Origin of the sequence: Anaeromyxobacter dehalogenans 2CP-C, from assembly GCF_000013385.1 — a bacterium.
GTDB lineage: Bacteria > Myxococcota > Myxococcia > Myxococcales > Anaeromyxobacteraceae > Anaeromyxobacter > Anaeromyxobacter dehalogenans_B.
Genome location: NC_007760.1, coordinates 4,872,137 through 4,890,856, shown reverse-complemented (window position 1 = coordinate 4,890,856; position 18,720 = coordinate 4,872,137). Strand labels below are relative to the sequence as shown.

Genomic DNA, 18,720 nt, shown 5'->3' with positions numbered 1-18,720 from the left:
TCCGCGCCGCTGCCGCGGCGCTACGCTCGGGGTGGAGCGGATCCGGAAGGTCGCTCCCCCTGAGAAGCTTCCCTGATCGTCCGCTCACCCTGAGCGCCCCTCGACTCCGGCCGTGCCTGGCGGCACGGCCTACGCTCGGGATGAGCGGACCGGGTCGAAGGGTGAGCGGTGGCCTCACGGCTGCGCCGCCGCCACCGCCCCGGCCGCCGGCGCCGCGAGCAGCGCCGCGAGCGCCTCGGCCGCGCCCGGCTCGGGCGCGAGCACGGTGGGCTCGAGCGCGCACCGCGCCAGCCGGATCGACCGGAGCGCGCCGTCCGGCGCGCGCAGGTGCGCGGTGAGGAGCGCGGCGCGCCCGGGGCCGAGCGCGCGCGCCCCCGGCGCCCGCTCCAGCTCGAGCCACACCGCCGAGCCGGGCCGGTGGGTGGCGAGCCACGCGCGCATGCCGGCGCCGAGCTCGGCGCGCGCCTCGCGCCCGAGCCGCGGCCGGAGCAGGGCCTGCCAGGCGATGACCAGCGCGCCGGGCTCGGTGGCGGAGAGCAGCGCCAGCCGTTCCGGCGCCGACGCGAGCGCCACCGGCGTCAGCACCGGCGCGTCGGGCCGGGGGCGCGCGGCCCGGAAGGCGGCGATGGCCGCGTCGAGCCGGCCCTGCGCGGCGCCGTCGCCGGACGGGACGCAGGCCCGCAGCCACTCCGCGTCCTCGTCCCGCCCCGGATCGAGCGGCGCCGGGTCGAGCCCGAGCCGGCCCACCGCGCGCAGGCCCTCCACCACCGGCACCCGCCCGCCGTCCGCGAACGTCCACGCCGCCGCGAGGTCGTCGGTCACCAGGCCGAGCCCGGCCACCGACCCGAGCTCCGCCAGCGCCACCGGCCGCGCGCCCGCGCCGGCGAGCGCCGCCGGCCAGCGCCACGCCACCGCGCGCGCCGGGTCGTCCTCGCGCGCGCTCCGGTGCGCGAGTGCGTCCTCCAGCCGGTCGCCCGGCCGGGCGAGCACCGCCTCCAGCGCCGCCGCGCCGAGCGCGCCGGCCTGCGGCGCCGCCGCGCCGAGCCCGGGCCAGAGCGGGTGGCCGGGGCCGCCCGCCCGCGCCTCCGCCCGCAGCGCCGCGAGCAGGAGGTCCGCACGCTCGCAGGGCGCCTCGAACCGCCGCGCCTCCCAGGCGGCCGCGACCGCCCGGCCGGCCCGTCCCGCGAGCACGTCCGCGAGCAGCTCCAGCGCCCGCGCGTCCGCCGCCGAGCGCGGCCGGACGGCCTCGCGCGCGCGGGAGAGCTCCTCCGCCAGCCCGTCGATGCCGGTCCGCGCCATGGCGACCTCCTCCGGACCCAAGCTGCGGATGCCCTGCGGCCGGCGCCGGAAGGCGGGCGCGGGGGCCGCCGCTCGCCCCTCCACCGGCTCGGGGCGTCAGGCGTCCGGCGCGGCGAGCGCCTGGCGGGGCGCCGGTCCGGAGGACGTCGCGCTCCGCTCCGCGGCGAGCCGGCGGCGCCGCGCGGGGGCGGCGGCGAGGTGGCCGGCCGCGAGCAGGATCCCGACGACCAGCGTGCCGATCCAGAGCGTGCGCGCGCCGAGGCGGCTCATCACCTCGCCGCCGATGAGCGGCGAGAGCGTGAAGGCCACGCCCCAGCTCATCGAGTAGGCGCCCTGGTAGCGCCCGCGCAGCGAGGCCGGCGAGAGATCGGCCACGACCGCGTTCGCGACCGGGAAGCCGACCACCTCGCCGACGGTCCAGAGCAGGACGCCGAACACGTAGAGCGGCACGCTGCCGCCGAGCGCGTTCACGCCGAAGCCGATCCCGAACAGCAGCGCCGAGACGGCGAGCGCGCGCGAGGGGTCGTACCGGCGCAGGCGCGCCCCGAGGAGCGGCTGGAGCAGCACCACGCCCACGCCGTTCAGCGCCATGAGCCAGGCGAAGCCGGCCGGCCCGACGCCGTGCGCGGCCATGTCGAGCGGCGCGGCGAGCTGGAACTGCGTGAACACCATGAGCCCGCCGAGCGCGAGCAGGACGAACACCACGAACACCCGGTCGCGGAACACCTGCGCGAGCCCGGCCAGCGCGGGCGCGGGCTCGACGCCGGCCGGCCGCGTCTCCGGCACCGTGAACGCGAGCACCGCCGCGAACGCGAGCGAGGTGGTCGCGTCCACGAGGAACAGCCAGGCGATGTGCCGCTCCGCGAACAGGCCGGCCACCGACAGGCCGACGGACCAGCCCATGTTGATGGCCCAGTAGACGAGCCCGTAGGCGCGGGTGCGCTCGGCGGGCGCGACCACGTCCGCCACCACCGCGTTCATGGCGGGCCGGTAGATCTCGCCGGTGGCCCCGTTCACGAACGCGAGCGCCGCGAGCGCCAGCGGGGCGCGCGTCAGGGCGAGGGCCGCCACCGAGAGCGCGCCGGTGACGAGGCCGAGCAGCATGGTGGGGCGGCGGCCGAGCCGGTCGGCGAGCGTGCCGCCCAGCGGCCCCGCCACCATGACGCCGAGCCCGTAGAGCGCCACGATCCGGCCCGCCTCCGCCGCGTCGAAGCCGCGCTCGCGGACCAGGAACAGCGCCAGGAACGGCGCCACGAAGCTCGCGAGCCGGTTCACCAGCATGCCCATCCACACCATCCAGAAGGTGCGGGGCAGGCCGCCGAGGGCGGCGCGGAGGCTGGCGGGCGGCGGGATCAAGACGCCCCGTGCATCTACCAGGCGGACGCGGCGCCCGCCACGGCGCGTTCTTGCGCGGGGGGCGCGCGCCGTTCGACAGGCGCGGGCTCAGGACGCGGCGGTGAGCTTCAGGCCGAGGATCGAGACCACCAGCAGCCCGAGGAACGCGGCCCGCGCGAGGCTGAGCGGCTCGCCGAGCAGCACCACGCCGAGGACGGCGGCGCCGGCGGCGCCGATGCCGGTCCACACCGCGTAGGCGGTGCCGATGGGCAGGTCGCGCGCGGCGAGCCCGAGCAGCCACATGCTCGCGACGATGGCGAGCGCCGTCAGCACCGAGGGCAGCGGGCGGCGGAAGCCGTCGGTGTACTTGAGGCCGATGGCCCAGCCCGTCTCGAGCAGGCCGGCGACGACGAGGTAGATCCAGGGCACGAGGCGTTCCTCCTCGCGTCGTCTTGTCGTCACCGGGTACGACGCGCCTCGTCCGGGGCCGCGCGGGCGCGCGCGGCCAGGAGCGAGATACCCCGGTCCCCGCGTCGGGGCAAGCGGAGCGCACGCGCGGTCCGGGATGATGAGGCGTCGGTGGAGCGGAGGGGGGACCGATGCTCGCCTGCGCGATCGCGCTCCGGCTCGCCGCCGCCGTGGCGGCGCCGGTCGATTCACCCACCGTGGACGTCGCGCCTCCTGCGCCGGCGGAGGTCGCGCCGCCCGGACCAGGCCGCACGGCCGCGCCCGATCTGTCCGCGCCGCCGCCCCCGCCCGCGGACCGGCCCGGCCCGTGGCGCGTCTACGGCGCGGCGGCGGCGGGCGCGGCGGCCTCCGACGTGCTGTTCGCGGGCATCTTCGCGATCGGGATGGTGCAGCTGTTCGGCGACCTCTGGGACGGCGAGGCCAGCGCGGACGCGGGCGGGCTGACGCTCGCGCTCGTGGGCCTGGGCGGCTTCCTCGCGGTCACGCCCGCCGTGACGGTGTGGGCCGCGCAGCGGGTGGCCGGGCGCGAGCGCACCGCGGCGGCGTACTGGGCCTGCTTCGGCGTGCGGCTGCTCGGCTTCGCGGCGGCGAACGCGTTCCCGGCGGCCACGCTCGCGACCGAGCTGGTGCTGGCGCCCTGGGTGGTCTCGCGGATCGTGATGAGCGGGGCGCCGGCGGCGACGCCGCTGCGCCCGGAGGTGCCGGCGCCGGCCGGCGCGGACGGGCCGGCCACGCGCGCCCGGCCGCTGCGCGATCCGGCCCTCGCCTGGCGGTGAACCCGCCGCGCAAGCGAAGGGCGGCCGCCCTCGCGGACGGCCGCCCGGTGCTGCGGGACCTCGGTCGCGCCTAGATGTCGAAGTACAGCGCGAACTCCATCGGGCTCGGGCGCATGCGGACCGGGGTGATCTCCTTGTCGTACTTGTACTGGATCCAGGTCTCGATCACGTCCTCGGTGAAGACGTCGCCCTTCAGCAGGAACTTGTGGTCCTTGCGGAGGCACTCGAGCGCCTCGTCGAGCGAGCCCGGCATCTTCGGGATGTCCTTCAGCTCCTCCGGCGACATGCCGTAGATGTCCTTGTCGAGCGGCTGGCCCGGGTTGATCTTGTTCTCGATGCCGTCGAGGCCGGCCATCAGCATGGCCGCGAACGCCAGGTAGCCGTTGCAGGCCGGGTCGGGCGAGCGGAACTCGATGCGCTTCGCCTTGGGCGACGGCGAGTACATCGGGATGCGGATCGACGCGGAGCGGTTGCGGGCCGAGTAGGCCAGGTTCACCGGCGCCTCGAACCCGGGCACGAGCCGCTTGTAGCTGTTCGTGGACGGGTTGCAGAGCGCGGCGAGCGCCGGCCCGTGCTTGAGGATGCCGCCGATGTAGTACATCGCCATCTCGGACAGGCCCGCGTAGCCGTCGCCGGCGAACAGCGGCTTGCCGGCCTTCCAGATCGACTGGTGCACGTGCATGCCGGAGCCGTTGTCGCCGTAGAGCGGCTTCGGCATGAAGGTCACGGTCTTGCCGTGCCGGCGCGCCACGTTCTTGATGATGTACTTGAACCACTGGAGGTTGTCGGCGCACTTCACCAGCGAGTCGAAGCGGATGTCGATCTCGGCCTGGCCGGCGGTGGCGACCTCGTGGTGCTGCCGCTCCACGTGGATGCCGACCGACTCCATCACCCGGCACATCTCGGTGCGCAGGTCCTGCTGCGAGTCGGTGGGGCCGACCGGGAAGTAGCCCTCCTTGTAGCGGGGCTTGTAGCCGAGGTTGCCGCCCGGCTCCTCGCGGCCGGTGTTCCACTGCCCCTCGACCGAGTCGAGCTTGTAGAACGCGTGGTTCACGCCGTGGTCGTAGCGGACCTCGTCGAACACGAAGAACTCGGGCTCGGGGCCGAAGAACGCGGTGTCGCCGAGGCCGGTGGACTTCAGGTACTTCTCGGCCTTGATGGCGATGTTGCGCGGGTCGCGCGAGTACGGCTCCTTCGTGATCGGGTCCACCACGTTGCAGATGAGCGAGAGCGTCGGCTCCGCCATGAACGGATCGATCGCGGCCGTGTCCGCGTCGGGGACCACGAGCATGTCGGAGGCGTGGATCGCCTGCCAGCCGCGGATCGAGGAGCCGTCGAAGCCGAGGCCGGCCTCGAACACGTCCTCGCTGAGCTCGTAGAGCGGGATCGAGAAGTGCTGCCAGATCCCGACGAAGTCCATGAACTTGAGGTCCACGTACGTGGCCTTGCGCTCCTTGGCCAGGTCCAGGACCGCCTTCGGGGTGAGTTTCGCCATCGCGAGGATCTCCACGGCCTGCGGGGTTGTTGGCCGGCCCAGTTAGCACGGCTCATGCCACGCCTGCGAGCCGCTGACGCGCCCAGATCCGCGGATCTCCGGCGGGTCGTGACTCAAACCCGGCCAGCCGCTGCTCGATTTCCGGGCACCTCGATGGGTGTATGATGCGACAGAAGTCCGCGCGGCATGGCGCCGCGGGGGCGACCCCATGTACGCTCGGCGTCCCGGCCGGAGCGGTCGGGACGAGGAAACGCCGTGAACGCAGTGAATCGCGCCAGCGCCATTCCGCCCCCGCGCCGCCTCCCGCCTCGCCTGCTCGCGGCGCTGGTGCCGCTCGGGACGTTCGTCCTCACCGCCGTGGCGGTGGTGGCCGTGCTCCGCTCCGCGGTCCCGCAGCCGCCCGTGCTCGGCCTCTCGGCGTGGGGTGGCCGGCCCGGCGCCGCGCAGCCGCTGCCCGACGGCGCCAGCGTCCGCGCCGGCGCGAGCCTCTACCTCGAGCTCGACCCCGGCGGCCCGTGCCCGCTGTGGCTCGTGGCGGTGGACGCGGCCGGGCAGGTCCGGCGGATCCACCCGATCGTCGCGGCGCCGCAGGCGCACGCGGCGCTCGACGTCGAGGTGCAGGCCTCGCCGGCCCGCGGCCCGCAGCGCTTCTTCGCGGTGTGCGCGCCGGACGAGGGGCTCGACTACGCGCGCGTGCTCGCGGCCGCGGGCGCGGTGGCGCGCGAGGGCGCGACCGCCCTGCGCGCCGCGCGGGCGCTCGCCGGGCTGCCCGACGGGACCCGGCAGGCGTCGATCCTGGTCGAGGCGATGTAGCGGAGGTGCCCGGTTTTCGGGCACCGGGCTGCCCGGGTTCCGGGCAGGCGCGGGCCTGCTAGCGCGGCTTCATCCCGAGCGCGCGCATGCGCTCGCGGAGCGTGTTCCGGTTCATCCCGAGCAGCTCGGCCGCCCGGAGCTGGTTGCCGTGGGTCCGCGCCAGCGCGGCCGCGATGAGCGGCGCCTCGATGGCGGCGATGGCCGCCTGGTAGCGCCCGCCCTCCGGCGGCTCGGCGTCGAGCAGCCCCTCCACGAGGCCGGTGAGGGCGCGCTCGCCGGCGACCGCGGCCGGCACCAGGGTGGCGACGTCGCGCGCGCCCACGCGGTTGCCGGCGAGCTTCAGGAGCGCGCGCTGCAGCACGTTCTGCAGCTCGCGCACGTTGCCGGGCCACGGGTGCGCGAGCAGCACCGCCTCGGCGTCCTTGCCCAGCGCGACCGGCCGCCCCTTCAGCTGCTCGCCGAACTTCGCGACGAAGTGGCGCGCCAGCAGGATCACGTCCCCCTCGCGCTCGCGCAGCGGGGGCAGGCGGATGGGCACCACCGCGAGCCGGTAGTACAGGTCGCGCCGGAAGCGCCCCTCCTCCACCGAGCGCGCCAGGTCGGCGTTGGTGGCGGCGACGATGCGCACGTCCACCGCGAGCGGCCGCGTGCCGCCGACCCGGTCGATCTCGCGCTCCTGCAGCACGCGCAGCAGCTTCGCCTGCAGCTCGATCGGCATCTCGCCGATCTCGTCGAGGAACAGCGTGCCGCCGCTGGCCAGCTCGAACTTGCCGGGCCGCCGCTCCACCGCGCCGGTGAAGGAGCCCTTCTCGTGGCCGTACAGCTCGCTCTCGATGAGATCGCGCGGGATGGCGGCCATGTTCACGGTGACGAACGGGCCGCGCGCGCGGGTGGAGTTGGCGTGGATGGCGCGCGCCACCAGCTCCTTGCCGGTGCCGGACTCGCCCATGAGCAGCACGGTCATCTCCGTCCGCGCCACCCGGCCGATCTCCTTGTAGACCTCGACCATCGCGGCGGACCGGCCGATGAGCGTGTCCGGCAGCGCCACGCCGCCCTCGCGCAGGCGCCGCGCGTCGGCGCCCGCCTCGCCCCGCTCGTCGGCGTGCGCGGCGGCCTCGTCGGCCTGGCCCGGCGGCGGCGCGGCCGACAGGTCGCGCACGATCCGCTCCACGCGCTCGAGGTCGAAGGGCTTGCCGAGGTAGTCGGCGGCGCCGCGCTTCATCGCCTCGACCGCCGAGCGCATGGTGTCCTCGGCGGTCATCACCACGACGAACGGGGAGTCCACCCGCCCGCCGATCTCGCCGAGCAGCTTGAACCCGTCGTCGCCGGGGAGGCGGACGTCGAGCAGCACCAGCCCGACGCCGTCCCTGCCGCCGCCGGCGGCGCGGAGCTTCGTGCGCGCCTCCTCGGCGCTGCCCGCCTCCTCGTACGGCACGCCGGCGCGCTCGCAGGTCCGCGCGAGCACGAAGCGGACCGAGGGCTCGTCGTCCACGATGAGGACCTTTCGCAACGCTCGCTCCTGGCTGTGGGATCCCGATGATCCGCCGATCCCGGTACGTCATAGCAAGCGCAGGGCCAACCGGCGGGGCAAGCGCGGGGCCAGCGGGGCCGCCGCTACGCCGGACGGGCTAGGGGACGTCGAGGGGCAGGTACACGTTGGCCTCCGCCCCGCCCCCGGCCCGGTTGCGGACCTCGATGCGCCCGCCGTGCGCCTCCACGATGCGCCGCGAGATGGCGAGCCCGAGCCCGGTGCCGTGCGGCTTCGAGGTCGCGAACGGCGTGAACAGCCGCTGCAGCATGGCCTCGGGGATTCCCGGGCCCTCGTCCTGGATCGAGACGCGCGCCAGCGGGCGGGTGCGGCCGCTCGCCACGCGCAGGCGCAGCGGGGACACCGAGGTCTCGATGGTCACCCGCGGCGAGGGGGTGGTGGCGACCGCGTCCACCGCGTTGCGGACGAGGTTCAGCACCACCTGCATGAGCTTCTCCTCGTCGCCCAGCACCGGCGGGAGCGACGGGTCGTAGCGCTCCACGAACGCGATCCGGTCGGCGCCCGGGATGCCGCGCGCCAGCACCAGCGCGTCGCCGAGCACGTCGTGCAGCTCGACCGGCGCCTGCCTGCAGCGCGGCCGGGCGGGCGAGGTCGAGCAGCTCGCGCACCAGCCCGTCCACGCGCTTCGCCTCGCGCGCGATCACCGCCGCGTACTCGCGGGCGGGCCCCTCGGCCTCGCGGGCGAGCAGCTCGGCCGAGCCCTGCAGGCCGGCCAGCGGGTTCTTGATCTCGTGGGCGAGGCCGGCGGCGAGCGCCTCGAAGTCGAGCGCGCGGTCGGCGGAGCGGGGCACCCGCAGCACCAGCACCGCCCCGGCGCAGACCGCGCCGTCGAGGAGCGGCGTCGCCGACACCGAGACCTGCAGGCCGCGGTCCTGCGGCGACGGGAACTCGGTCGCCTGCCCCTCGTGCGTGCGGACGGTGCGCTCGGCCACCTTCTCGAGCTGGGCGCCGCCGGGGAGCGCGCGCACCGGCAGCTCCACGGTGCGCTCGCGCGAGCGGCCGAACAGCTCCTCGGCGGCGGGGTTGAGGTGCAGCACCCCGCCGTCGGCGCCGACGATCACGACCGCGTCGGCGAGGGAGTCGATCGCGGCGCGGGAGAGCGCGGCGGAGAGCTGGGCGGGCTGGGCGGTGCGGGACACGGGTGCGGTGGACCGGTGCGCCCCCGCGTGCGCGGGGGGCGGAGGACGGGGCGCCCGCCGGAACGGGCGCCCGGGCGCCTAGAGCGCCTCCTCCCCGCGCTCGCCGGTGCGGATGCGGATGACCTCCTCCACCGGCAGCACGAAGATCTTCCCGTCGCCGATGCGGCCGGTCTTGGCGGCGCGCTCGATGACCTCGACCACCCGGCCGACGAGGCTGTCGGCGACGACCACCTCGACCTTCACCTTGGGCAGGAAGTCCACCACGTACTCGGCGCCGCGGTAGAGCTCGGTGTGACCCTTCTGACGGCCGAAGCCCTTCACCTCGGTGGCGGTGAGGCCGGCGACCCCGACCTCGGAGAGGGCCTGCTTCACCTCGTCCAGCTTGAACGGCTTGATGATGGCCTCGACCTTCTTCACGGCGCACCTCGGCATGTAGGAAATGGGTGATCGACGCTACGCCCCGTCGGCTCGGCCGGTCAAGGAGACCGCGCCCCTGCGCCACGCGGCTTCCCTGCCCGTTCCCGGGGCCCTTCCTGCCTTCGATCCGGTCACGTCCGGACGTCCGGTTCGCTTCCCTTCGCGGTGCCCGCCCGGCCGCTGCGCCGGGATGCGCCCGGTGCACCGTCCGTCGGTTCCACGCTCCGGCATCGACATGTGCAACGGGTGGGCCACGCTCGCGACGGGGCGAGGCGTCCGGCCGCGCCCCGGCGGCTTCGGGTCGCATCGCCGGCCCGGCGCCGGGCGCCCCCGGCGCGCCCGCCGTAGAATGCGCGCCCCATGTCCCTCCCCGTCGCGATCGCGGCCGCCGGGATCCTCCTGGCCGCGACCCTGCTCCACTACGCGTTCTGGTCCTGGCGGCTGGCCGTGCCGCCGGTGGAGGACGAGCTGCTATCGGTCCCCACCCGCGACGGCTGGACCCTCGGCCTGGGGCGGTGCCGCCCGAGGGTGGCGGCGCGGCTCCCGCCGGTGCTGCTCGTGCACGGCATCGCCATGAACCGGCAGGCGTTCGAGTTCGGCGTGGAGCGCTACGCGCTCGCCGCGCACCTGGCGCGGGCGGGCTTCGACTGCTTCTCGCTCGACCACCGCGGCCACGGCGCCTCCCGCCGCGGCCCCGGCGCGCCGCGCCGCTGGAACCTCGACACGTACCTGCGCGAGGACGTGCCCGCGGCGCTCGACGCCGTCCGCGCCGCCACCGGCGCCCGGCAGGTGCTCTGGGTCGGCCACAGCCAGGGCGCGCTCATGGGCCTCGCCGCCTGCCAGCGCTACCCCGAGCGCATCGCCGGGATCGTCGCGCTGGCGGCGCCGGCGCACTTCGACGTGCAGGAGCGGCTGAAGAAGCTGGTGCTGCTGCGCTTCACCGTGCTCGGCCGCTTCACCCGGGTGGCGGCCCGGATGCTGGCCCCGTTCGCCGGCCACTGGCACCCGGCCTGGGCCGACCTCGCCATCAACATGCGGAACGTGGCGGCCCCGGTGTACCGGCGCCTGCTCGCGAACGGGCTCGAGAACCTGGAGCCCGGGGTGCTGGAGCAGTTCGCGACGTTCATCCGCGAGGACTCGTTCCGGTCGATGGACGGGGAGGCCGACTACCGCGCCGGGCTGGAGGGGTGCGCGCAGCCGGCGCTGTTCGTGGCCGCCGAGCGCGACGGGCTCGCGCCGCCCTCGGTGGTGCAGGCGACCTACCGTCGCTGGGGCGGCCCGAAGCGCTACGTGGTGTTCGAGCGCGACTACGGGCACACCGACCTGCTGCTCGGGCGCGGCGCGCCGGAGCAGGTGTTCCCGGTGGTCCGCGAGTTCCTGCTCGCGCACTCCGGCCCGGCGAGCCTCGCCGCCGCGCTCGAGGAGCGCCGGTGACCGACCGCGCGGGCGCCGTCCCCGGCCGGTCGCGATCCGGCTAGGATCGCCCCGTGCGCCTCCGCTTCGCCCTCGCCGCCGCCCTCCCCGCGCTCGTCTCGCTCGCCGCGATGGCGCTCCTCGCCGACCGGCTGGCGCGGCGCGCGCTCGAGGACGAGCTCTCGGCCCGCCTCACCGCGGCGGCGCAGGCGGCGGCCTCGGCCCTGCCGGCGGAGCGGGTGGCGCGGCTCGAGCCGGGCGAGGAGCGCACCCGGACCTACGGCCACGTGCGCGCGCGCCTCGACGTGCTGGCGCGCAGCACCGGCACGCGCCTCTACGTGATCCGGCCCGACCGCACCGCCCTCGCGGACTCCGACGGCCGCACCCGCATCGGCGAGCCGGTGCCGGCGCTGGAGCGCGACCGGCTGGAGATCGCGCAGGCCGCGGCCGGGCGGCCGGTGGCGAGCCAGGTGATGTTCGAGGGCTCGGACGGCCTGCTCTACAAGAGCGGCTACGCGCCGCTCCTCGACGCCTCCGGCAAGGTGGTGGCGGTGGTGGGCGCCGACGGCACCGCCGCCTCGTTCGCCACCTTCCGCCGCTTCCGCCGCCTGCTCGCGACGCTGGCGGTGGCCGGCGCGGTGCTGGGCGCGCTCGTGGCCGCGGGCGCCTCGCTCTCGGTGACCCGGCCGCTCACCCGCCTCGCCGAGGCCGCGCGGCGCATCGGGCGCGGCGACCTCGAGACGCCGCTGTGGCCGCGGGGCCGCCGCGACGAGCTGGGCATGCTGCGCGACACGCTGGAGGAGATGCGCAAGGCGCTCCGCGCCCGGGACGAGGAGCGCGAGACCCTGCTCGCCGGCATCGCGCACGAGGTGCGCAACCCGCTCGGCGCGCTCGACCTGTTCGCCGGGATCCTCTCGGAGGAGCTGGAGGGCCGGCCCGAGGCGGCGCACGTGGCGCGCATCCGCTCCGAGCTGGCGGCGCTGTCGAAGGTCGTCGAGGAGTTCCTCGACTACGCCCGGACGCGTCCGCCGGTGCGCGAGGCGGTGGAGCTCGGGGCGCTGGTCGCGGAGGTGGCGGAGATCGCCTCGCCGCTCGCGGCGGCGCGGCAGGTGTCGCTCGGCGTGAAGGGCGCGGGCGAGGCGCGGGCCGACCGCGAGCAGCTCCGGCGCGCGCTCGTGAACCTGGTGCGGAACGCGGTCGAGGCGGCGCCGGCCGCGAGCGAGGTGGAGCTGTCGGGGCGCGCGGTGGGCGGCGAGGCGGTGTTCGAGGTGCGCGACCGCGGGGCGGGGCTGGGGCCGCAGGCGCGGGCCGGCCTGTTCCGCCCGTTCTTCACCACCAAGGAGAAGGGCACCGGGCTCGGCCTCGCGCTCGCGAAGAAGGTCGCGGACGCGCACGGCGGCGCGCTCGCGCTCCTCGACCGCGAGGGCGGCGGCACCGTGGCGCGGCTCGCCGTCCCGCTCGCGCCGCCGGAGCCGCGCTCGTAGCCGTCAGCGCCCGACCACCGTCGCGCCGGCGCGCAGCCGGAGCAGCACCACGTTCCCGTCCGCGTCCACCCGCGCGTCCACGAGCGCGGTGCGCCCGGTCTCGCGCATGGCGGCCTCGACCTCGGCGCGGCGCGCCTCGGGGATGTAGAAGCGCTGCGCCGAGGGGATGCGGCACCCGCCGTCCGTGCGCTCCGCGCGGATGGCGATCCGCTCGGGCTCGGGCGGCGGTCGCTCGCCCAGGCACGCCTCGCCCACCCAGGCCGGCAGGTTGCGCCGGATCACCAGCCAGGCGCCGTCGCCCGGCCCCTGCCACGGGCCGGCGTCGCGCTCGGCGCGCCAGGCGAGCGCGACGTAGTAGCCGGAGAGCGGGTCGAGCGGGTCCACCGGCATCGACTCCAGCACCACGTCCTCGCCAGCGAGGCGGGCCCGCGCCTGGCGGAACGGGATGGCGGCCAGGATGGCGAGCTGGACCGCGAGGACGATCGCCAGGCGGCCCCAGGACGGCGAGCGGTCACGCGGCATGGGTCACCTCCGCGGCGCGGGCGCGCCGGCGCTCGAACGCGATCCCGCCGAGCAGCACCGCCGCGCCGCAGGCGATGAAGCCGGCGCCCTTCAGCCAGAGGCCGGTGTCGATGGAGACGAAGCGGACGAGCGTGAGCCCGCCCGCGACGGCCATGCCCTCCCAGAACGGCGCCCGGCGCAGGCCGGAGAGCCCGCGCACGATGCGCCCCGCGGCGAGGAACGCGATGGCCAGGTTCGCGACGAGCGCGGTGCCGGTGCCGGTCTCGAGCGACATGCCGGCGGCGAGCGCGATCACGGTGGCGCCCACCAGCATGGCCTCGCCGCGCGCGAGCGGGTCCACCTCCGGCCGGCGCAGGCCGATCGCGAGCGCCGCGACCGCGAAGGCGGCGGCCGGCGCCGCGGCGGCGAGCACGAGGCCGGGCAGGGCGCCGCGGAAGCGCAGCTCGTGGGCGAGCTCGGTGAAGGAGAGCACCGCGGCGGCCGCGTAGAACAGCAGGCGGCCGGTGACGCGGAGCGCGCCGGACAGGCGGGCGCCGGTGTCGGAGCGGGCGGCGAGCGGCGCGGCCGCGAGCGGGGTCGCGCAGAGCGCGGCCGCCAGGCACAGCACCACCACCACCCAGCCGCGGTCCAGCCTCGCGCCGAACAGCGCGAACCCGGAGACGGGCGCCAGGCCGAGCGCGGCCACCACCGCGAGCGCGCGCGAGCGCTCGCGCCAGGCCAGCGCGACGAGCGCGGGGGCGACCACCCAGGCGGCGGCGAGGCCGGGCCCGGAGTGATCGTGCGCGAGCCCGGGGCCGGACACCCAGAGCCCGAGCACCGCGCCGAGCAGCAGCTGCGGCAGGCTCGGGTAGGCGACGCCGGCGACGAGCGCGCCCGCCGCGAACGCGGCGAACCCGCCCCACCACACGCCGCTCACGTGGAAGATCTGCGCCACCAGCCCCACGTTCGCGCCGAAGATCACGGTGCCGAGCAGCGTGAGCGCGTGCCCGAGCCGCGGCGCGCGGCCGCGCCAGAGCGCCAACCCGCCGGCGTGGCTCGCCACCATGGCCGCGCCGATGAGCGCGAGCTGGAGCGCCGGGCCCATGTCCTCCCAGTGCCAGGCCACCAGCGACACCACGCCCGCGCCGACCAGCAGCGCGCCGAGCGCGTACACCGGCAGGAGGCCCGGCCCGGACGCCGGCTCCGCCTCGGCCAGCCGGTAGCGCGACCAGAGCGCCGCGGCCGCGTCGGGCGAGACCAGGCCGTCCTGCTGCCAGCGCGGGAGCTCCCGGCGAAGCTCCTCGCGAAACCGGCGCGATGCGTGCTCCATGACCCCTCCCTCCGGAGGAGCCTACCAGAGGCGGCGGAGCCCAGGGTGGGGGAGGGTTGACGCGGCGTTCAGCCACGCCCGCGGGGACCTCGTGCGAGCCCTTCCTCAGCCGCGGGCGTGACCCACGGTGAGCGCGTCGAGCGCGGCGAGGATGAACGGGTCCTCGGGCGAGGCGGCCAGCGCGGCCTGCAGCCACTCCACCGCGGAGGCGTCGTGCCCCTCGGCGCTCTCGGCGCGGGCCAGGTCCACGAACGCCTGGGCGCGCCGGCCGCGCAGCGGGCGGTAGCCGGCGCCGTCGGCGGGGCGGTCGCGGGTGGCGCGCGCACCGCCGGTCGAGAGCGTCTCCGCCAGCACCGCCGACCAGCGCCGGTCGGTGGCGCGCGGCGCGCCGGTCTGGATCCAGCCGTGGAGCATGAGGCCCTGCAGCGCGCGGCGCAGCTCGACGGCGCGGACCGCGTGGCGGCCGAACAGCTCGCGCACCGCCAGCGCGTCGCGGGCGGCCCGCAGCACCACCCGCTCGTCGCGGGTGAACACCGGGCAGGGATCCGGCGGCGCCCCGAGCCGCAGCCGCGCGCTCGGGCGGAGCGGCTGCGGGCGGCGGCCGAGCCGCGGGTTCGCGTCGAGCAGCGCGCGGACCTGGCGGGCGCGCTCCTCGCCGCCGGAGCGCGCGAACGCGAAGCCGATCCGCCAGGGCGGCGCGGCGGTGTTCCAGGCGACGGTGGCGGTGGCGGCCACGTGGCCCGCGCCGGAGGGGAGCTGCAAGGTCAGGTAGGCGGCGGTGCCGAGCCGGAGCGGGACCGGGGACACCACGCGGCAGCCGCCGGCGGCGAAGTCCTCGGCGATGACGTCCCAGCGGCCGTCGCTCGCGGCGAGCACGGCGGGCGCGCTCACCGGCAGGCGCGGGTCCCGCCGATAGTCTACCTGCGGGAACCCTCGCATCGAGCTGGACACCCCTCCCCCACGCACGCTGCACCCACCCACGCCCACACGCTGCCCCACGACCACGCGACGACCCATCGGGCCAGCCGCAACCCCTCATGCCACGCCGCGCGGTGGCCTCGCAACTTCGTGGACGCGCGGGGCGACGAATGCGCCGCCCGCCCCGATCCTCCCCGGTCGCTTCCGCCTCGATCGACGGTGGGTGAACGCGGGCGTCACAGGTACGGCGAGAGCAGCCGCACCACGCCGTCGCGCAGCTTCACCGGGAGCGGACGCCGGTCCACCTCGGCGAGCGTGAGCGGGCGCGCCGCCGCGAGCCGGTCCTCGACCAGCCGGTCCACCCGCGCCGCCAGCTCCGGGTCGTACGCCTCCACGTCCAGCTCGAAGTTGAGCCGCAGGCTGCGCGGGTCCCAGTTCGCCGAGCCGAGGAGCGACCACGCGCCGTCCACCACCATGGCCTTGGTGTGATCGAACGGCGGCGGCGTGCACCACACCCGGCAGCCGCGGTCGAGCACCTGCCAGAGCTGCGCGGTCTGCGCCCACTGCACGAGCGGCAGGTTCCCGCGCTCCGGCAGCACCACGTCCACCTCGACCCCGCGCATGGCGGCCACGTTGAGCGCGGTGATGAGCGGCGGGTCGGGGAGGAAGTAGGGCGTGACCACGCGCACCCGGCGGCGCGCCGCCGAGAGCGCGCCGAGCAGCAGCCAGCGGATGGCCTCGAAGTCCTCGTCCGGCCCGTCGGCCACGCCGCGCGCCAGCACCGACCCGGCCGCCGCGAGCGGCGGGAAGAACGCGTTGCCGTCGAGCGGCTCGCCGGTGGTGAACAGCCAGTCCTCCGCGAACGCCGACTGGAGGTGCGCCACCACCGGCCCCTCGATGCGCACCTGCAGGTCCATGAACGGCGGCGGGCCGCCGGGGCGGGGCAGGAACTCGTCGCGCACGTTCATCCCGCCGGTGAAGCCGATCCGGCCGTCCACCACCAGGATCTTGCGGTGGTTGCGCAGGTTCACGAACGGCAGCCAGGCCGGGGTGAGGCGCGGCAGGAACAGCTCGGTCCGCACGCCCAGCCGGCGCAGGCGGCGGTGGATGGGCGGCCAGCGGTAGCGGACGCCGATGGCGTCCACCAGCACCCGCACCTTCACGCCGCGCTCGTGCGCCCGGGCCAGCGCGTCGGCGAAGGCGTCGCCGGCCAGCCCGGTGTCGAAGATGTACGTGCAGAAGGTGACCGAGTGGTGGGCCGCGTCGATGGCCTCGAGCATGGCCGGGTAGGCGAGGCCGCCGCCGGGCAGGAGCGTGATGGCGTTCCCGGCGACGAGCGGGCGGCGCACCACCGCGTCGGCGAGCGCCACCAGCGGCGCGAGGTGCTCGGCGTCGGACGGCAGCCGCGGCGGCGGCGGCCGGTCCTCGGCGCGGCTCCGCACCTCCGGCAGGCCGATGGCCTGGGCCCGCCGGCGGATGCGGTTCACGCCGAACAGGAGGTACGCGAGCGCGCCGGCGATGGGCGCGAGCCAGATGAGCCCCACCCAGCCCAGCGCCGCGCGGACGTCGCGCTTGTGCAGCACGGCGTGGCCCGTCGCGACGAGCGACAGGCCCGTCGCGACCACCAGCACCGCGGCGCTCCACGCGTCCCGGAACACCGGATCAGTGAAGCATCGAACGGACGGGCCGTCGAGGTGCCGGATCGCGCGGGCCTTCGACTCCGGCCCTTCGACTCCGTCGCTCATCCCGGCCCTTCGACTCCGGCCGCGCCTGGCGGCGCGGCCTACGCTCAGGGTGAACGGAGTCGAGGGACGCTCAGGGTGAACGGAGTCGAGGGACCCCCTAGCTGGCCGCGCTGGCCGCGCTGGCCGCGGCGACGCGCGGCCCGTCGCCGTGCACGCGCCCGAGCAGCGCCTGGAGCTCGTTGCCGGCCAGCGTCTCGCGGGCGAGCAGCTCGGACGCGCCCTGGTCGAGCAGCGCCCGGTTGTCGGTGAGGATGCCGGCGGCGCGCTGGAAGGCGCCCTCCACCAGGTCGCGCACCGCCACGTCGATCTCGCGGGCGGTCGCCTCCGAGTAGAGGCGGCGGGTCCCCAGCTCGCCCAGGTAGCCGTTCGGCTCGGTCTCGTAGGTCACCGGCCCGAGCGTCTCGCCCATGCCGTAGCGGGTCACCATGCTGCGGGCGATCTCGGTGGCCTTGGAGAGGTCGTCGGAGGCGCCGGTGGAGAGGTGGTCGAAGACGAGGTGCTCGGCGGCGCGGCCGCCCAGCAGCACCGCCATCTTGCTCTGCAGCTCCTCGCGCGTCATGAGGTAGCGGTCCTCGGTGGGCCGCTGGATGGTGTAGCCGAGCGCGCCGATGCCGCGCGGGATGATCGAGATCTTGTGCACCGGGTCGGTGCCGGCGAGGCCCGCCGCCACCAGCGCGTGGCCCATCTCGTGGTGCGCCACCACCTCGCGCTCGCGCGGGTTGAGCAGCCGGTTCTTCTTCTCGAGGCCGGCCACGATCCGCTCGACGGCGACGTTGAAGTCCTCCATCGAGATCTTCTCGGCGTCCCGCCGCGTGGCCACCAGCGCGGCCTCGTTCACCAGGTTCGCGAGGTCCGCGCCGGTGAAGCCCGGCGTGAGCGCCGCCACCTCCTCCAGCTTCACGCCGTCGTCGAGCACCACGCGCTGCGTGTGGACCTTCAGGATGGCGAGGCGGCCCACCCGGTCCGGACGGTCCACCAGCACCTGCCGGTCGAAGCGGCCGGCGCGGAGCAGCGCGGGGTCGAGGATCTCGGGCCGGTTGGTGGCGGCGAGGAGCACGATGCCGGCGGAGGGGTCGAACCCGTCCAGCTCCACCAGCAGCTGGTTCAGCGTCTGCTCCTTCTCGTCGTGCCCGCCGCTCATGCCCGGCATGCTGGCGCGGGCGCGCCCGAGCGCGTCCAGCTCGTCGATGAAGATGATGGCCGGCGCCTTGGCGCGGGCCTGCTCGAACAGGTCGCGCACGCGGGCGGCGCCCACGCCCACGAACATCTCCACGAACTCCGAGCCGGAGATGGAGAAGAACGGCACGCTCGCCTCGCCCGCCACCGCCTTCGCGAGCAGGGTCTTGCCGGTGCCCGGCGGGCCCACCAGCAGCACGCCCTTCGGCATGCGGGCGCCGAGCCGGCCGTAGGACTTCGGGTCCTTGAGGAAGGTGACGATCTCCTTCAGCTCGTCCTTGGCCTCGTCCACCCCGGCCACGTCGGCGAACGTCGTCTTCGTGTCGGTCTCCACGTAGACCTTGGCCTTCGACTTGCCGATGGACATGAGCCCGCCGCCCGGACCGCCCGCGCCGAGCTGCTTCGCCATGCGCCGGCTGAGCAGCAGCCACACGCCGAAGAACAGCGCGATGGGCACCACCCAGGACAGGAGCATCGCCACGAAGTCGCTGTCGTAGCGGCCGGCGTAGGTGACGCCGTGCTGGTCCAGCTCCTTCGCCATGTCCGAGTCCACGCGGATCGCGACGAAGCGGGTCTTGCCGTTGAGCGGCTCCTTCAGCTCGCCGGCGACCTGGTCCTGCGAGACGGTGACCTTCGCCACCTTGTCCTCGCGGACGAGCTGCTGGAACTGGCTGTAGGGGAGGGTGGCGACCGCCTGCGAGCGGGCCCACCAGTCCTGCACCATGAGGACGCCGAGCGCGGCGAGGAAGATGTAGGCGACGTTGAAGCCGGCGGTCTTCTTGTTCATTGGGATCACCCGGGCGGCCTTCCGGCCGCCATTCCTGATCCGTAACCACCGTTCGAACCCTGACAAATGCGAAAT

General features: G+C 76.0%; 16 protein-coding genes, 1 pseudogene and 1 riboswitch. Of the genes and pseudogenes, 4 read left to right on the top strand and 13 right to left on the bottom strand.

Translation table 11 applies throughout. From position 1 onward, the window contains the following. Positions 1 to 174: 174 nt before the first annotated feature. The 3 genes from ADEH_RS21985 to sugE form a co-directional block, all read right to left on the bottom strand. Positions 175 to 1,299: a DUF2332 family protein gene (locus ADEH_RS21985; RefSeq protein ID WP_011423302.1), complete on the bottom strand. Its 1,125-nt coding sequence runs from the start codon at positions 1,297 to 1,299 to the stop codon at positions 175 to 177. 96 nt (positions 1,300 to 1,395) lie between these two features. Beyond that, positions 1,396 to 2,655 (bottom strand): MDR family MFS transporter, encoded by a 1,260-nt coding sequence (locus tag ADEH_RS21980; protein WP_011423301.1) that lies wholly within the window; start codon positions 2,653 to 2,655, stop codon positions 1,396 to 1,398. Between the two features lie 87 nt (positions 2,656 to 2,742). After that, positions 2,743 to 3,063, bottom strand: a complete 321-nt coding sequence (gene sugE, locus ADEH_RS21975) for a quaternary ammonium compound efflux SMR transporter SugE (protein ID WP_011423300.1) — start codon at positions 3,061 to 3,063, stop codon at positions 2,743 to 2,745. A gap of 12 nt (positions 3,064 to 3,075) precedes the next feature. Beyond that, positions 3,076 to 3,144: riboswitch (guanidine-III (ykkC-III) riboswitch) on the bottom strand. An 89-nt stretch (positions 3,145 to 3,233) separates the two neighbouring features. Between sugE and ADEH_RS21970 the strand changes: the two genes are divergently transcribed. Beyond that, positions 3,234 to 3,878, top strand: coding sequence for a hypothetical protein (locus tag ADEH_RS21970; RefSeq protein ID WP_011423299.1), 645 nt, complete (start codon positions 3,234 to 3,236; stop codon positions 3,876 to 3,878). Positions 3,879 to 3,948: 70 nt separating this feature from the next. Here the strand turns inward: ADEH_RS21970 and glnA are convergent, their stop codons facing one another. Beyond that, positions 3,949 to 5,373 (bottom strand): type I glutamate--ammonia ligase, encoded by a 1,425-nt coding sequence (gene glnA / locus ADEH_RS21965; protein ID WP_011423298.1) that lies wholly within the window; start codon positions 5,371 to 5,373, stop codon positions 3,949 to 3,951. 255 nt (positions 5,374 to 5,628) lie between these two features. Here glnA and ADEH_RS21960 point away from each other — a divergent pair, with 255 nt between their 5' ends. Then, positions 5,629 to 6,186 carry a hypothetical protein gene (locus ADEH_RS21960; protein WP_011423297.1) on the top strand — a complete coding sequence of 186 codons (558 nt, stop codon included), beginning with the start codon at positions 5,629 to 5,631 and terminating at the stop codon, positions 6,184 to 6,186. A 58-nt stretch (positions 6,187 to 6,244) separates the two neighbouring features. Here the strand turns inward: ADEH_RS21960 and ADEH_RS21955 are convergent, their stop codons facing one another. From ADEH_RS21955 to ADEH_RS21945, 4 genes and pseudogenes are all read right to left on the bottom strand, one after another. Continuing rightward, positions 6,245 to 7,696: a sigma-54-dependent transcriptional regulator gene (locus ADEH_RS21955; RefSeq protein ID WP_011423296.1), complete on the bottom strand. Its 1,452-nt coding sequence runs from the start codon at positions 7,694 to 7,696 to the stop codon at positions 6,245 to 6,247. Between the two features lie 118 nt (positions 7,697 to 7,814). Then, a complete protein-coding gene (locus tag ADEH_RS23615) occupies positions 7,815 to 8,276 on the bottom strand; it encodes a two-component system sensor histidine kinase NtrB (protein ID WP_011423295.1) in 462 nt (153 codons plus the stop codon). Between the two features lie 97 nt (positions 8,277 to 8,373). Continuing rightward, positions 8,374 to 8,796 (bottom strand): annotated as a pseudogene (locus tag ADEH_RS23610) (histidine kinase dimerization/phospho-acceptor domain-containing protein); the annotation flags it as partial. 156 nt (positions 8,797 to 8,952) lie between these two features. After that, positions 8,953 to 9,291 carry a P-II family nitrogen regulator gene (locus tag ADEH_RS21945; protein WP_011423294.1) on the bottom strand — a complete coding sequence of 113 codons (339 nt, stop codon included), beginning with the start codon at positions 9,289 to 9,291 and terminating at the stop codon, positions 8,953 to 8,955. A 360-nt stretch (positions 9,292 to 9,651) separates the two neighbouring features. Between ADEH_RS21945 and ADEH_RS21940 the strand changes: the two genes are divergently transcribed. Beyond that, positions 9,652 to 10,725, top strand: a complete 1,074-nt coding sequence (locus ADEH_RS21940) for an alpha/beta fold hydrolase (protein ID WP_011423293.1) — start codon at positions 9,652 to 9,654, stop codon at positions 10,723 to 10,725. 53 nt (positions 10,726 to 10,778) lie between these two features. Further along, a complete protein-coding gene (locus ADEH_RS21935) occupies positions 10,779 to 12,188 on the top strand; it encodes a sensor histidine kinase (RefSeq protein ID WP_011423292.1) in 1,410 nt (469 codons plus the stop codon). Between the two features lie 3 nt (positions 12,189 to 12,191). On the opposite strand, the gene ADEH_RS21930 is transcribed toward ADEH_RS21935, so the two are convergent. The 5 genes from ADEH_RS21930 to ftsH all read right to left on the bottom strand — a co-directional run bounded on the left by ADEH_RS21930 (position 12,192) and on the right by ftsH (position 18,645). Beyond that, positions 12,192 to 12,710: a GDYXXLXY domain-containing protein gene (locus ADEH_RS21930; RefSeq protein ID WP_011423291.1), complete on the bottom strand. Its 519-nt coding sequence runs from the start codon at positions 12,708 to 12,710 to the stop codon at positions 12,192 to 12,194. Further along, positions 12,700 to 14,019 (bottom strand): DUF2157 domain-containing protein, encoded by a 1,320-nt coding sequence (locus tag ADEH_RS21925; RefSeq protein WP_011423290.1) that lies wholly within the window; start codon positions 14,017 to 14,019, stop codon positions 12,700 to 12,702. The genes ADEH_RS21930 and ADEH_RS21925 overlap by 11 nt, the downstream gene beginning before the upstream one ends. Positions 14,020 to 14,124: 105 nt before the next feature. After that, on the bottom strand, positions 14,125 to 14,958 hold the full coding sequence (locus ADEH_RS21920) for a PilZ domain-containing protein (RefSeq protein WP_041453770.1): 834 nt from the start codon (positions 14,956 to 14,958) through the stop codon (positions 14,125 to 14,127). Between the two features lie 215 nt (positions 14,959 to 15,173). After that, positions 15,174 to 16,568 carry a phospholipase D-like domain-containing protein gene (locus tag ADEH_RS21915; RefSeq protein WP_041453997.1) on the bottom strand — a complete coding sequence of 465 codons (1,395 nt, stop codon included), beginning with the start codon at positions 16,566 to 16,568 and terminating at the stop codon, positions 15,174 to 15,176. Between the two features lie 211 nt (positions 16,569 to 16,779). After that, positions 16,780 to 18,645, bottom strand: a complete 1,866-nt coding sequence (gene ftsH, locus ADEH_RS21910) for an ATP-dependent zinc metalloprotease FtsH (RefSeq protein WP_011423287.1) — start codon at positions 18,643 to 18,645, stop codon at positions 16,780 to 16,782. Between the last annotated feature and the right edge of the window lie 75 nt (positions 18,646 to 18,720).